Below are 14,417 nucleotides of genomic sequence, written 5' to 3'. Positions count from 1 at the left end.
CACTCGGACGCCGCCCCGCCCGGTCTCAGAGCCCGCCGAGGCGGTCGACGGCCGCTTCCAGGACGTCCTTCCGCTTGCAGAACGCGAAGCGGACCTGCGTGCGTCCGGCGTCCGGGTCGTCGTAGAAGACCGCGTTCGGCACGGCGACGAGTCCGCAGCGCTCGGGCAGGGCGCGGCAGAAGGCGAAGCCGTCCCGCTCGCCCAGCGGCGCGATGTCGGTGGTGACGAAGTAGGTGCCCTGGGGCCGGTAGACCTCGAAGCCGGCGTCGGCGAGCCCGGCGGACAGCAGGTCGCGTTTGGCGCGCAGGTCGGCTCGGAGCTCGGCGAAGTAGCCCTCGGGCAGGCGCAGGGCCTCGGCGACGGCGTACTGGAAGGGTCCGGCGTTGACGTAGGTCAGGAACTGCTTGGCCGTGCGCACGGCGGCGACGAGCTCGGCGGAGGCGGTCAGCCAGCCGACCTTCCAGCCGGTGAAGGAGAAGGTCTTGGCGGCCGAGGAGATCGAGACCGTGCGCTCGCGCATGCCGGGCAGGGCGCTCAGCGGGAGGTGCTCCCTGTCGTAGGCGAGGTGCTCGTAGACCTCGTCGGTGACGACCAAGAGGTCGCGGGCGACGGCGAGCTCGGCGATGGCGGTCAGCTCTTCGCGGGTGAGGACCATGCCGGTGGGGTTGTGGGGGGAGTTGAGCAGCAGCAGGCGGGTGCGGGGCCCGATGGCGTCGGCGAGGGCGTCGAGGTCGGGGCGGAAGTCGGGGGCGCGGAGGGTGAGGGGGACCCGCTCGGCTCCGGCCATGGCGATGCAGGCGGCGTAGGAGTCGTAGAAGGGCTCGAAGGCGATGACCTCGTCGCCCGGCTCCAAGAGGGCGAGCATGGACGCGGCGATCGCCTCGGTGGCGCCGGCGGTGACCAGGACTTCGCCGTCGGGGTCGAAGGACAGGCCGTACCAGCGCCGCTGGTGCTCGGCGACTGCCTGGCGCAGCTCGGGGACGCCCTGACCGGGCGGGTACTGGTTGCCGCGGCCGTCCATGACGGCGCGGGCGGCGGCCTCGGCGATCTGCGCGGGGCCGTCGGTGTCGGGGAAGCCCTGCCCGAGGTTGATGGCGCCGGTGCGCGCGGCCAGGGCCGACATCTCGGCGAAGATCGTGGTGCTGAACCCTTCCAGCCTCCGGTTCAGCAGCGGCCTGTCCTGCATGCCATCGTCCCCACTTCCCGCATCCGACAAGATCCGACTTGCATTCTCCCAGAGCCCCGACCGGACGCCGAGCTCCCACGGCGCGCCGGGACGACATGAAGTAAGCCACGTCACGAAGCCTCGGCAATCGCATACTTATCCGGTGGTGAGTACGGTTGCCAGGGTGCGCACCATCGCGCTGCGCACTTGTGAGCGAACCGAGCGGCCACCGTCGTCCGCCCTGCTCGCGCGATAGAGAGGGGAGACGTGTGCCCGGCTTGGACGAGAAGCTACGAGACATCCACGACGAGGTGCTCCGCCGCAATCCCGGCGAGACGGAGTTCCACCAGGCCGTCCACGAGGTGCTGAGCAGCCTCGGGCCGGTCGTGGCCAAGCATCCCGAGTACGCCGACGCGGCGGTGATCCGCCGGCTGTGCGAGCCCGAGCGCCAGGTCATCTTCCGCGTCCCGTGGGTCGACGACAACGGCCAGGTGCAGATCAACCGCGGCTTCCGAGTCGAGTTCAACTCCGCTCTCGGGCCGTACAAGGGCGGCCTGCGCTTCCACCCGACGGTGTACCTGGGGATCGTGAAGTTCCTCGGCTTCGAGCAGATCTTCAAGAACGCCCTCACCGGTATGCCCATAGGCGGCGGCAAGGGCGGCTCGGACTTCGACCCGAAGGGCCGCTCCGACGGCGAGGTGATGCGGTTCTGCCAGTCGTTCATGACCGAGCTGTACCGGCACATCGGTGAGCACACCGACGTCCCCGCGGGCGACACCGGCGTGGGCGCCCGCGAGATCGGCTACCTGTTCGGCCAGTACAAGCGGATCACCAACCGCTACGAGTCGGGCGTGCTGACCGGCAAGGGCCTCACTTGGGGCGGCTCGCAGGTCCGCCCCGAGGCCACCGGGTACGGCACGGTGTTCTTCACCGACGAGATCCTGAAGGCCCGCGGCGACTCCTTCGAGGGCAAGCGCGTCGTCGTCTCCGGCTCGGGCAACGTCGCCCTCTACGCGATCGAGAAGGTCCACGAGTTCGGCGGCACCGTGGTGGCCTGCTCCGACTCGGGCGGCCACATCGTCGACGAGCGCGGCGTCGACCTCGCCGTGCTCAAGGAGCTCAAGCAGGTGCGGCGGGGCCGGATCGCCGAGTACCCCGAGCTGCGCGGGGGCGCCGCGCGCTACATCGCGGGAGGATCGGTCTGGGACGTGCCCTGCGACATCGCCCTGCCGTGCGCCACCCAGAACGAGCTCAACGGCCACGACGCCGCCACCCTGGTCGGCAACGGCTGCGCGATCGTCGCCGAGGGCGCCAACATGCCGTGCACCCCTGACGCGATCAGGGTCCTCGCCGAGGCGAAGACGGTCTTCGCGCCCGGCAAGGCCGCCAACGCCGGCGGCGTCGCCACCAGCGCCTTGGAGATGCAGCAGAACGCCTCCCGCGACTCCTGGTCGTTCGAGCACACCGAGCAGCGGCTCGCCGAGATCATGCGCGGCATCCACGACCGATGCCTGGAGACGGCCGAGGCCTACGGTTCCCCCGGCGACTACGTGGCCGGCGCGAACATCGCCGGATTCATCCAGGTCGCCGACGCGATGCTGGCACTGGGAGTCATCTGAAGCGCCGCACCGGGTGGCGGCACGCCCCGGGCGTGCCGCCACCCGGTGCGGCAAGCCGACGATCCATTCCCGCTCTGAAGTGCACTACCAGCTAGAACAGCAATAGCCCCGGCTGAGCGATAGGGAAACGGCCCGAGCCGCCCTGCGGGAATTCCACACGACCAGACCGGTACGTCGCGCCCGCAAGCGGTCGAACCTCGATTCTCGGCAAGAGTGCTGTACCCTGGCTACGGCCGCCTTCAGGCGGCCACCGGGACGTGGCGCAGCTTGGCAGCGCACCCGCTTTGGGAGCGGGGGGTCGCAGGTTCAAATCCTGTCGTCCCGACGCATGCAGCGGGCGAATCCGCAGGCAACTGCGGGTTCGCCCCTCAGGGTTCCGCCGGCGCCACAGACCGTGTCCGTCATTCGTCCGCCAGACGCAACATCAGCCCTCGACACTACCGGGTACCTTCCCGGACCTCAAGAGCTTCCATCGCGCGGATGTATCCGTGTCTCTCCCGTGAGATGCAATGAAGGGGATCGCCTTTCCTTAAATGCCGCAGCCAAATCAATGTGTCATCGAACGGATGCACAAGCGCTACAAGGAGCCTCGTGACTAGGCGCGAATCCGAGTTTACTCCCATCGGGGGATATCGCAGATGACTCTCATCAGCTAAGATCCGGTCGCATGAGCACTCCTGTAAACAGCATGTCCTTCAACGAGATCGTGACATCACAGGTTCCCCGCTTGCTGCAAACTGAAGGTTCGGTGCAAGCGGAGGATGCTGAGGAGATCGGGCAGGACATCCTCCATAGAGCCCAATGGTTCCGCTCGATCCCAGATGAGGACAGGAAAACGCTTGCTGCGGCTTTTTATGAAGAGTCCTTCGATCATAGGCCGCTCAACTCCTCAGGATGGACGAAGGCGTTTGTAACAGTTGTGGTGCGGAACAGTAAGTTGGAGAATGCGCACTCAAGTGGACAGATCTCAGATGTGGAGATCAAGCAATTGACCACGATGATGGCGCCTTCATTGGAAGTATTCCTGTCGACGAAGGATGAAATCCAATCAAATTCAACGGATGCCGAGTACTTTTATGGACTGCGTCGTAAGTATCCGCGAGCTTGGTCCGCCCTCGAAGGCGCTCATAGGTTGTTTGTCATCGGCGGCGGTCAGATCGAATATCGCTACGCGGCTTCACCTAGTCCGACTCTCGAGGATTTCGAGATTGTCGACAACATAGAGAGTCAGACCAAGTCGAAGAATAAGAAGCTGCAAACCTATGTATTCAATGCGATCGACGAGCGCGTGGATACCGCGATGTATGACCAATTGGTGAGGGCTGCTGAGGACCCTTTGATCTTCGGTGTTACTGCACTGAGTCGATTCTCACGAAATTCCGAAAAACAGTTCAGGATTATTGAATTCCTAATTGCCCATGAATGCGATATCCTCACTTCTAATATGCTCATCACGCCGAAGCGAGTGTTTGTGAGAAGTGGAGCACTAGTCAAACCGGTCTCGAATGACCCGATTGCATGTATGTTTGATTTGCGAGGTGTTGGAGGAGTTCATAAGAAGAAGCGAGCAGGCTGGGTAGAACTCGTAACGATGTAGAGGTGCATTGACGGCGCCGCGCCTATCGGGACTCCCGACTCTCTCCTTCCCTCGATGATTCCTCAAGCTGAAGCTCGCGCTTGCGCTGTTCTTCAATGATGTCTTCGACTCGCTCGGCAAATAGAGTGAGACGCTCTTTTTCTCCGAGATTTTTGTAATCGCGAATTCCGAGTTCCATTGCCTGGGACTCACGTGCGATTGAGTCCGCTGTTTGCTGCTTTGCAACGCTTCGTTCGCGGAACTTGAAGAATCCTGTCGCGCTAGAAGCGATTGCAACAATCATGCTCATCGACGCGGCAAGCCATTTAAACCAGGTCATGCTTGAAATCGCGGCGGCCGCAGCACTCGTTGAGCTGGCAGCGACTACTGCCCCAATGATGATAAACCATTGCAATGTGTTGCCGATTCGTCGATTTTGAGAAGCTTCACTTCGGTAACGATCCATCGTGGTGCGGATATTAATTCGATAGATTCGAAGGGACTCATCTTGTTGAGCCGCGTTTCGCGCGGCAAGTTGTGCTCTCTCATGATGGAGATTCAGGAGTTCATTCTGCTGCTTGGCAATCTCGGATTGCCTTGCCAAGATGTTCACCACGGCCATAGCTGTTGAAAACGCGGCGGCAATGAATCCAATGAAACTGAATATGCCGCTATGGTTCGCCCAAATTCCGATTACCATCGATGTTCCCAGGAATACGGCAACGATGATGCTCGAAATTAGCCAGATGAGCTTGAGAGTTCTCTGGGTCTTGAGAGTCCTGCTTTCTGATTCGGCAAGTGCGATCTTCTTGCCGTTTTCGCGAAGGTCGTAGTCGGTTTGGTCAGACATGTCAGCAGGCACAAATGCTCCAAGGTGGATAGGAGGTGCAAGTGCCAGAGATCATATCTATTGAACTGGTCGCACGAGGTCCCAAAAAATTCTCATTCGAGGCATTTCGGTCAAGTTTGGAGTCGGGTTGCCGACAGCTCGTGTTCTAGCCCGGCGAGAAGTGGAACGCAATTTGCATGGGCAGGACCAATTATGCGAGGCGTGGTCCTGTAGGACCCTGAATGTTGGGCTGCAAGGGTGGTTGGGCTGGGCTGAGTTCGGAGTTGTCGAAGCCATTGTGCTGCTGGGCATGCCGTTGTCGGGAGTGTCAGGAACTTGGCTCTGTCGCACTTTCGGGGGTTACCGAGCGTGGTCTGGGATGATGAGTCCGGTGTAGCTGCAGCGAGGTCGTACGTATTGTCTTTTCCGGACTGTCATCATTGGATATTGAAGAAGTTCGTGACCTGGGAGATCGTGTTCGAGTCATCGCGAAGACGACCGATGAGGTGGTGGCGTGTCCTGACTGCGGTATCGCCTCGCGCCGGGTCCACGAGTGCTGCGAGCGGACGGTCGCCGATGTACCCATCGATGCCCGCCCGGTAGCTCTGCGGGTGCGGCGCTTGCGCTGCGAAAACTGTGATTGTCCGCGCCGGACCTTCCGCGAGCAGGTCCCCGAGGTGCTCGAACGCTATCAGCGGCGAACCGGCCGACTGGCGGCCCAGATCGGCGCAGTGGTCAGCGAACTCGCCGGACGCGCGAGCCAGCGGACGCTGGCGGCGCTGTCGATGGCGGTCTCGCGGCATACTGCGATCCGGATGCTCCTACGCCTGCCCTTGCCGCCGCAGCGGACCCCGACGGTGCTCGGGGTCGACGACTTCGCGCTGCGCAAGCGACTTCGCTACGCCACGGTCCTGATCGACGCCGTGACTGGTGAACGCATCGACGTCTTGCCCGACCGCAAGGCCGACACCCTCCAAGCCTGGCTCGGGGCTCATCCGGGTGTCGAGGTCGTCTGCCGTGACGGCTCGGCTGCCTATGCTCAGGCGGTAGCGGACGCCCTGCCCGATGCGATCCAGGTTGCCGACCGCTGGCACCTCTGGCGGGGCTTCGGCGAGGCCTCACTCAAGGAGGTCGCCGCGCACGGGTCCTGCTGGTCGAAAGGCGGGCCAGCCTCGACCGCGACCAAACGGGCCCGGACCACCCTTGAACGCTGGCATGCCGTTCACGACCTGCTCAACGCCGGCGTCGGGCTCATGGACTGCGCCCGGCGCCTGCAACTGTCGCTGAACACGGTCAAACGGTATATGCGCGCCGCCGAGCCCGATCGGATCCGACCCACCCCGCAATACCGCACCACCCTGGTCGACCCCTACCGCGACCACCTGCGCCGCAGGCGATCCGAGGACCCGGCCGTGACCGTGAAGCAGCTGCTCGAAGAGATCAAAGCCCTCGGCCACACCGGCAGCCAGAACCTCCTGGACCGCTACATCAACCAAGGCCGCGTCGAAGCCGACCGCCGCCCGATCGCACCGCGCCGTCTGACCGGCCTGATCCTCACCGCCCCCGCCCACCGCAGCGGCAAGCAGCGCGATCTCGTCGACGAGCTCACCGGCCGCTGCCCGCAGATGAAGGCCCTGGTCGGACTCACCGGCGGCTTCGCTGCACTCCTGCGCCCCGAGCCAGGCAACGCCGAACGGCTCGAGGAGTGGACCACCGCCGTCCGCGCAGAAGACCTGCCCCACCTACACTCCTTCACCCGCGGCCTCGAACAGGACCGCGCCGCGGTCACCGCAGCCTTCACCCTCCCATTCCATAATGGTCGCACCGAAGGTGTCAACACGAAGACGAAGCTGATCAAACGGCAAATGTACGGCCGGGCCGGCTTCAAACTCCTCCGCCACCGCATCCTGCTCGGATCCCACCACTGACCGCTACCCCCGAAAGTGCGACAGAGCCAAGTTCCTGACACTCCCGTACCCCTATGAATGGCTGTGATCGGACGTAGCGTGGTATTATCCCGGCCGCGTGACCGTAGGATTACTACGGTCACGCGGTTCCGTGTCAGCACCGACGGGTCAAGGCCTCACGCGCCGGAGACCCCCTTCGGTCGGTGCTTTGACCAGCACCGAAAACCCTGCACGTCAACCAAACGCGTTAAAACTCAAGCCCGTGAAGGGTGAAAAGTCCCGTGCATCGTGGTGTGGAGCTGGCGTCGAGGCGGACCGCAAGGGAACCCCTCGGCTCGTTGGGGTTGCGCCGCAAAGGCATCTGTCATATATCGTCTCAGCATGAGTCCAGGTTTCGAGGCGTTCTTGCAAGTAGCTGGAGTGGTGGCGGGCATGGCAAGCGCCTGGTTCGCGTTCAAGCAGTACCAATCGACGGCGGCGTCGAAACGGAAAGGCGACGTCAACCGAAACGCGACTGCGGTGGTCCAAACGTTCGTCTGCGAACGGTACCCCAGACGGATTGAACTGGGATTCGCGCTCGCATGCGGAGGAGTTGCCTTTCTGGGAGTGGTTTGGTTTCTGGTGACATTCCTGTCCAATATAGAGAATCACAGAGACGTTGGCAATGGCCTCATTGTTCTAGCGATTTCTGTATTGATCCTATTTGGGGCGGCCACCATGTGGGAAAAGGCAACAGCGCCGTACACGGTCGAGCTGTCCAAAGAACACATCACTGTCCGTCAAACCCAAGAACCTCGGGAGCGTAGAATCGCATGGAGCAAGATTGACCACCTCGCGGACATGTATCACGATGGTCAGCGTCGGCGACTTATAGCAGTGTTGCCGACCGGCAGCGGCTACCTACCGAACCTGCCTAAGGACGAGTACATAAAGTATGAAAACGCCTATTTTCTGTGTGACTTCCAGAAGGTCACACCCTCGAAAAGGGCCTTCCGGGAGGCGGTAGTCCAGATCGCAGGTGTGGAAGTCTGGTAGCTGCACCGGTGCAGCTACCACCGAAGGCTGTTCTCGGGTCTACCTGGAACAACTGTCAAACAGGTCGGGGTGGGGGGTGATGCGTTTGGTAGCGTGGACTTGGAAGGCACCGGCAGCGCCAGCGGCGAAGTGGCAGCGATCGTCCAGATCGCCCTGGTGCCGCTCGGGCCCGTGCTTGAACCAATGACCGGCGACGCGTTCGCGACGTATGTGAACCCGGGCCGCCCGATCACGCCCCAACCGTGGTTGCCGCATCAGATAACTGACGCCACCGTGCGCGGCGGTGGTGTAGTCGCGGGCGCGGGAAGCACGCACGAGCGACTGCTTCTGCGTGCATCTGAATCTCAAGCACCCCAACGGAACCAAGGATGGAGTATTAGGTGACAGCGTCCGCTTCTCGATCAGCCTGGACCAGGCGCTTGACACTTCGGATGCTGACGCCATACTGGATGGCAAGGTCCTTCTGCTTGGCCCTGACGCTGAATGATGCGACGAGCGCGGTTCGCTGGTCGAAGGAGAGGCGCCGATGAAGCGGCCGAGGTATCCGTCCTGAATTGTCCTCGATGACGTACTCAGCTGCCGCGCTTGAGCGCCAGGAAGGGCCTGAAATCCCGGCATTGGGCGTGAGCGGGGCGGACAGGCGCACAAGTAGGCCGTCTACCTGCGGTGGCGTGTTCAAAGTAGCGAGTAGGGACCTGACCCTTTGGTGTTGACTGTCTAATGCTTTTGTCAAGTGTTGGAGGCGGGAATCTGCTCTTGGTAGGGGATCCGGTCGCGGAGGATGGCGAAGAGGACGTTGACGCGTCGGCGGCCGAGGGCGATCAGTGCTTGGTGGTGTCGTTTCCCTTCGGCGCGTTTGCGGTCGTAGAAGGTCCTGGAGGCTCGGTCGTTCTTGATGGCGCAGAACGCGGACTGGTAGAAGACGCGTTTGGGCGCGCGGTCGCCGCCGGTGGCGCGTTTATTGCGCCTGGTGTTGCCGGACTGGGACAACACGGGGGCGAGTCCGGCCGCGGCGGCCAGGGCGTCGCCGGAGGCGAAGCGGGTGAGGTTGCCTGCGGCGGCGAGGAACTCGGCGGTCAGGGCGGTCCCCATCCCCGGCCCGCTCGCGCATCCCCATCGTCGCGAACAACAAGGACGTACTCAAGAAGGTAGGACACCCTGAGACCCGGACTTGTAGGGTTCGGGGTGCTCGAGCAGGTGTAGGACGTAGCCTGCGTGGAGCCGGGAGCTTCGCCCTTGGAAGGGGAGCTCCCGCCGCCCCAGGACGGCTGGTGCGCGTCATTCCATCGGGGCAGAAGAACCCCGTGGACGCCATACCCATGGGGTGCATCGTCTGTCGCGAGGTCGCAGCCGAGGATGGCGGGCATGGAGTTCGAACGCCTCATTGCGTGCCTGCGCCGGCGGATGATCAGTTGCTCGTGGGCGCGGCGTAGCGCGCGACTATCGTCTTGGCCGCTTCGTCCACCACGCGGAGCGTCGTTTCTTCACTGAGCGACCAGTTGCCGTGGACGAGGCGGGGCCAGAAGACGACGGCGGCGATCATGCCGAGGAACTGCGCTGAGGCCGTGTCTGGATCGTCCACGTCGGCGGTTCCTGCGGCGTTCGCCGCTTGGAAGTAGCGCCGCAGCGCCGCGAGTACGGGCAGCGTGCCGAAGTCGAAGGTCCGCTCGCGCAGTTCGGGGAACCTCGGCGACTCGGCGATCACGGCCCGGATCAGGTCCGCCATCCGAGGGCGGGACAGCAGCTTTGCGTACGCGAGGCCCAAGGCGACCAGGCCCGCGTGGAAGTCTCCCGGCGGCGGGTCCACGAGCGCTCCCTCGGCCGTGTCGCCCGCTGCGAGCACCGTTGCTTCGAACAGCTCCGCCTTCGTCGGGAACTGCTTGAACAGCGTCGCCTTGGAGACCCCGGCGGTCTGGGCGACCCGCGCCAGCGAGGTCCGGTCGTAGCCGGCTTCGAGGAACAGGCCCGCGGCCGCGTCGAGGATGGCCGCACGGTTGGTCGCGGCGACCTGTCGATGGTAGGCGGAGAGTTCGCGTGGCATGTGCCCAGTATGACATGGAGGTGAGTCACTTGACTCACCACTGGATTGTCGGTATCCTCGACTGAGGCGAGTCGGCTGACTCACCTCAAGTGAAGGAGCCGGACATGGCCAAGCTCATCTACTCCATGATCACCTCGCTCGACGGCTACGCCGAAGCGGCGGAAGGCGACCTCGGCACCGGGGCCGACGACGAGGAGGTGCACACCTTCATCGGCGACACCTTCCGCCACGTGGGCACCTACCTCTACGGCCGGCGGATGTACGAGACGATGGTCTTCTGGGAGACCGCGCACGCCGAGCCCGACGTGCCGCCGCACATCCTCCAGTACGCCCGCGACTGGCAGGCCGCGGAGAAGATCGTCTACTCCACCACACTGGAGTCGGTCTCCAGCGCGAAGACCCGGATCGAGCGGACCTTCGATCCCGAGGCGGTGCGCAAGCTCAAGGCCGAGTCCGATCACGACCTCACCGTCGACGGCCCGAACCTCGCCGCGCAGGCGATCGTGGCAGGCCTGGTGGACGAGTACCACCTGTTCATCACCACGAGCGTGGTCGGCGGCGGCAAGCGGTTCTTCCCCGGCGGCGTACGCCTCGATCTCGACCTGGTCGAAGAGCGTGCCTTCGACAGCGGACTGATCTACGCGCGCTACCGGACCCGCTGAGCCGCAGTCGACGCGCAGGTCGCCTTCGATCATCTCGTCGACGGGGCCGCGTCCCTGCCGCCCGTGTCGGGCCAGGCGTCGCCGACGCCCTGGGGCGCGACGAAGATCGCAGTGCCGTTCGCCTGCGCTTCGCGCCCGTAGCAGGAATGGATCGGGGCCGATGACTTTCGAAGAGACCGACGGAATGGGCCCGGCGACCACGTCACCGGGCCCATGATCATGTGCGGGTCACGAGGTGTAGCGCGGCGTTTGCCGCGCGAGCACCAGGTCTGAGTCGGGCCATGAGAGCTCCTGCCCGGTCGGCGTGAAGGAGGTCGGGGGCGGAGTGCCGAGCACGAAGTTCGCCTCGACCACGGAATCGGGGACGATATCGACCTCTACCGTCGCGGACCCGGACTCGTCGTCCACCGCTTCGAGCTGCGCGAGCCCGGAGCCGGGGGCGAAGGTCCAGTACTGGCCGTCGGCGTCCGAGGTGCCGTGATGGCCCGAACCGGTGTGGGTGACCTGGGCGCCCGCGACCGGCGCGCCGCTCTGGTCGGTGACCGTGCCCCGCACCAGTCCGCCTGCGATCGGAGCGCAGTCGGCCACGCCTCCGACGAGGACATCGTCGACCTGCCACCAGTAGGTCGATCTGTAGGCGTGGTAGTAGTGGAATTTCAGCTGGGCCTCCTGCGCCCCGGCCCACGCGGTCAAGTCGACGGTCACCGTGGTGTCGCGCACCGATTCCTCGGCCGCCCAGACTTCCTCCCAGCTCTGGCCGCCGTCAACGCTGATCGCCACGTCCGCTCGCGAGTGCGGGGCGTACATGTAGAAGTCGGTGGCGAAGAACAGGACCGGTTCAGGGGCGCTCGCCAGGTCGAACACCGGTGAGACGAGGTCGGTGTCCATGACGCCGCCGCCGACTGGATCGGCGAAGGCGAAGCCGCCTGAGCCGGGCGTGCGGTTGCCGGTGCCGAAGGGGTCCTCGAACGTCCACGGCTCGGAACCGCGGTTGACCACCGTCCAACCCACTGGCGCGGTCTCGGATTCGAAACCGGTGCCCAGCGGGTCGTAGGCGTAGCCGGGAGCGGTGCAACCGTTCGCGACCGGCACTTCGATGAGCAGATCGGTCGCGTCCGCGGCGACCCGGACGGTCTGGTATCCGCCGTAGTCGGCTTCGACGACCAGCTCCACCCCGCCTATGGGCAGCGTCAGTTCGAACTGCCCGGTGAGCGGATCGGTCGTCGTGGACACCTCACCGCCCGCCGTGGCGACCGTCGCCGCCAGCGGCCAGCCGTGGCCGGAGCCGTCGACGACGGTGCCGGTGACCACGGTGGTCTCAAGCGGGGTCAGTGTCGCGTCGAATTCGACGGTCTGGTCGGCTGCCACCGTCACTGTCCCGGCGGCCGGCTCGTAGCCGAACTTCGTGACGCTCACCGCGTGCTGCCCGGCCAGGGCGAACGAGACGGTGTAGGTGCCGTCGGCTCCGGTCGTGGCGCGCCGGTCGAACGCTCCGTCGAAGACCAGTTCCGCGCCTTCCAACGGCGTGCCGTCGGTGTCGGTGACGGTACCGGTGATGGAACCGGATTCGCCTTCGGGGAGGGCCTGGGCGCCCGCGAACGCGTCGATGCGCCCGTGTCCGTGGACGTTGTTCGCCTCGTCAGTGCCACCGCACTGGTCGTCCTCGGTGAAGCGGGCCGAGTCGGTGAGCATTTCGTAGACCAGGCCGTAGTCGCCCCGGAGCGCGGGCTCGGCCTCCATCATCAGGGCGATCGTCCCGGTCACGTGCGGTGCGGCCATCGAGGTCCCGCTCATCAGATCGTAAGTGCCGCCGGGCATCGAGGAGTAGATGCGGACGCCGGGGGCGGAGACGTCGGGCTTGCCCCGTCCGTCGCTGGTGGGGCCCCGGGAGGAGCCCTCGGCGATCTCACCGCTGGAGTCGTAGGCGCCTACGGCGATCACGTTCGCGTAGGCGCCGGGGGGAATACCGGTGGCGCATTCCGGTCCGCTATTGCCCGCGGCGAAGACCGGGATGATCCCGGCGGCGTGCCACAGGTTGACGATGTCCTGGTAGTACGGGTCGTCGTCGCCCGTCGTGTCCCGGCCCCAGGAGTTGTTGACGATGTCGGGCGCCTTGGACGGGTCGGGGTCGTTCCCCTCCGAGTCGGTGGGCGCGGCGATCCACTGACCGGCCTTCAGCACCGATTCCATGCTGGCGCCGTAGTAGTTGACGGCGATCCACTCGGCACCGGGGGCGACGCCGATCTGGTTGCCCGCCCCGTCGTCGCCGACCATGGTCCCCACCGTGTGGGTGCCGTGGCCGCTGTTGCTGATGTCGCATGGCGTGCCGCCGCAGATCCCCTCGACATCGTAGAAGTTGTAGTCGTGGGTGAAGGTGCCGTCGCCGTTGTTGCCCCGGTACTGCTCCACGAGCGCCGGGTGATCGTATTGGACACCGGAGTCGATGCTGGCGACCACGACGCCTTCGCCGGTGACGCCGAGTTGCTCCCAGACGCTGGGGGCGTTGACGTCCTCGACACCCCATGCGGTGGAGGTCGGTTCGAAAGCGGACTCGACCGGTTCGACGGGCACGACTTCAGGGCTGTCGACGATCGCTGCGACCTGGTCGAAGGCGGCGATGGTCTCGAGCAGCCCGATCCCGCCGGTCACTTTGACCGCCGATGAGGCCCAGTAGGACTCGTACTCGACGCCCGCCTGCCCGAGTGCGGTGGTCAGGTCGGCCTGGGAGGACTCGGCGAAGTCCATCGCCGCTTCGACGGCGGCTGCGCCTTTGTCGGCCTTGGTTTCGGCATTGAGCGCGGCCGAATAGTCCGGGCCGCCGTGGAACTGTACCCAGAGTTCGGCCTCGCCTTCGCCGGCGATCTCGGCCAGCAGCTCGGGTTCGACCTTCTGCTCCATCAGTGCTGTCGCGTCGGAATCGGTCTGCGCCCATGCGGGTGCGGCAACGGCGAAGACCGATGCTAGCGCTCCCACGAGCGAGACGGCGAGTACCCGACGCCATCGTTGCGTCCGTGACAAGATGGCTCCTTGCTTGGCGGTAGCGGCACCGGGGTGGTCGGCGCCGATGGTGATCGGAATGCAAAGGAATTCGGTTCCCCTGGGTCCCACCATGACAGGGCAGGTTCATGAGTCAAAATGGACATAATGGAGAAATCACTGGGAACTATGTGGAATCCCTGATCGAGTGTTGCAATTCACAGTGGATGATCGATCCCGCCCCGGGGCCGCTCAACCGCTGCGGGCTCTGATCCTCGCCGGACGGGAGGGGCGCATGTCATGGGTGTTCCCGCCGCGGCGAGGATCGTGAGCGGTTGCCGCAGCGGTCTGCCGCCTCCTTGTCGGTGGCGGACGGCGGCGGCGGCGATGTGGCCGTCGGTGCCCCATGCCCACGGGCGCCGATCTTCGGCATGGCAGGCGATGTCGAGCCTGCCGTGTGAACGGCCGTGCCGGCGGTACCGGTCTGCGGCAGTGGATCATCGCATCTTGACATACCGAAAAATTGATGCTTGTCTATTTCTTGGTTGGGTTAAGGAAATCTCATCATCGCCCCTGGTACGCCCACTTCAGGCGTTCGGCGGCCCTC

The 14,417-nt window shown here is 64.7% G+C and carries 9 protein-coding genes, 1 tRNA gene and 1 pseudogene; 6 read left to right on the top strand and 5 right to left on the bottom strand.

Translation table 11 applies throughout. The features are described 5' to 3' along the window. Positions 1 to 25: 25 nt before the first annotated feature. A complete protein-coding gene (locus YWW_RS0117115) occupies positions 26 to 1,186 on the bottom strand; it encodes a pyridoxal phosphate-dependent aminotransferase (RefSeq protein ID WP_026931055.1) in 1,161 nt (386 codons plus the stop codon). Between the two features lie 248 nt (positions 1,187 to 1,434). Here YWW_RS0117115 and gdhA point away from each other — a divergent pair, with 248 nt between their 5' ends. The 3 genes from gdhA (at position 1,435) to YWW_RS36050 (ending at position 4,381) form a co-directional block, all read left to right on the top strand. After that, positions 1,435 to 2,784, top strand: a complete 1,350-nt coding sequence (gene gdhA, locus YWW_RS0117110) for an NADP-specific glutamate dehydrogenase (RefSeq protein ID WP_026931054.1) — start codon at positions 1,435 to 1,437, stop codon at positions 2,782 to 2,784. Positions 2,785 to 3,035: 251 nt separating this feature from the next. Next, a tRNA-Pro gene (locus YWW_RS0117105) sits at positions 3,036 to 3,109 on the top strand. Positions 3,110 to 3,451: 342 nt separating this feature from the next. After that, positions 3,452 to 4,381, top strand: a complete 930-nt coding sequence (locus YWW_RS36050; protein ID WP_155830223.1) for a hypothetical protein — start codon at positions 3,452 to 3,454, stop codon at positions 4,379 to 4,381. A gap of 22 nt (positions 4,382 to 4,403) precedes the next feature. On the opposite strand, the gene YWW_RS35190 is transcribed toward YWW_RS36050, so the two are convergent. Further along, positions 4,404 to 5,210: a DUF4231 domain-containing protein gene (locus YWW_RS35190; RefSeq protein WP_081687547.1), complete on the bottom strand. Its 807-nt coding sequence runs from the start codon at positions 5,208 to 5,210 to the stop codon at positions 4,404 to 4,406. A gap of 395 nt (positions 5,211 to 5,605) precedes the next feature. On the opposite strand from YWW_RS35190, the gene YWW_RS0117095 reads away from it, so the two are divergent. Together YWW_RS0117095 and YWW_RS36045 are read left to right on the top strand one after the other, a co-directional pair. Further along, a complete protein-coding gene (locus tag YWW_RS0117095; protein ID WP_026931053.1) occupies positions 5,606 to 7,117 on the top strand; it encodes an ISL3 family transposase in 1,512 nt (503 codons plus the stop codon). A gap of 360 nt (positions 7,118 to 7,477) precedes the next feature. Then, entirely contained in the window at positions 7,478 to 8,131 is a 654-nt protein-coding gene (locus YWW_RS36045) for a hypothetical protein (RefSeq protein ID WP_155830222.1), read from the top strand. Positions 8,132 to 8,860: 729 nt separating this feature from the next. Here YWW_RS36045 and YWW_RS31185 read toward each other — a convergent pair. Further along, positions 8,861 to 9,229: pseudogene (locus tag YWW_RS31185) on the bottom strand (transposase); the annotation flags it as partial. A gap of 310 nt (positions 9,230 to 9,539) precedes the next feature. Continuing rightward, a complete protein-coding gene (locus YWW_RS0117085; protein WP_026931052.1) occupies positions 9,540 to 10,172 on the bottom strand; it encodes a TetR/AcrR family transcriptional regulator in 633 nt (210 codons plus the stop codon). Positions 10,173 to 10,276: 104 nt separating this feature from the next. Here YWW_RS0117085 and YWW_RS0117080 point away from each other — a divergent pair, with 104 nt between their 5' ends. Further along, entirely contained in the window at positions 10,277 to 10,834 is a 558-nt protein-coding gene (locus YWW_RS0117080) for a dihydrofolate reductase family protein (RefSeq protein ID WP_026931051.1), read from the top strand. Between the two features lie 228 nt (positions 10,835 to 11,062). On the opposite strand, the gene YWW_RS31180 is transcribed toward YWW_RS0117080, so the two are convergent. Then, on the bottom strand, positions 11,063 to 13,852 hold the full coding sequence (locus tag YWW_RS31180; RefSeq protein ID WP_162145966.1) for a S8 family serine peptidase: 2,790 nt from the start codon (positions 13,850 to 13,852) through the stop codon (positions 11,063 to 11,065). Positions 13,853 to 14,417 lie beyond the last annotated feature (565 nt).

Source organism: Glycomyces tenuis DSM 44171 (assembly GCF_000427885.1).
GTDB classification, from domain to species: Bacteria; Actinomycetota; Actinomycetes; order Mycobacteriales; family Micromonosporaceae; genus Glycomyces; species Glycomyces tenuis.
The sequence above is the reverse complement of the archived record's forward strand: the minus strand, read 5'-3'. Positions and strand labels throughout refer to the sequence as shown.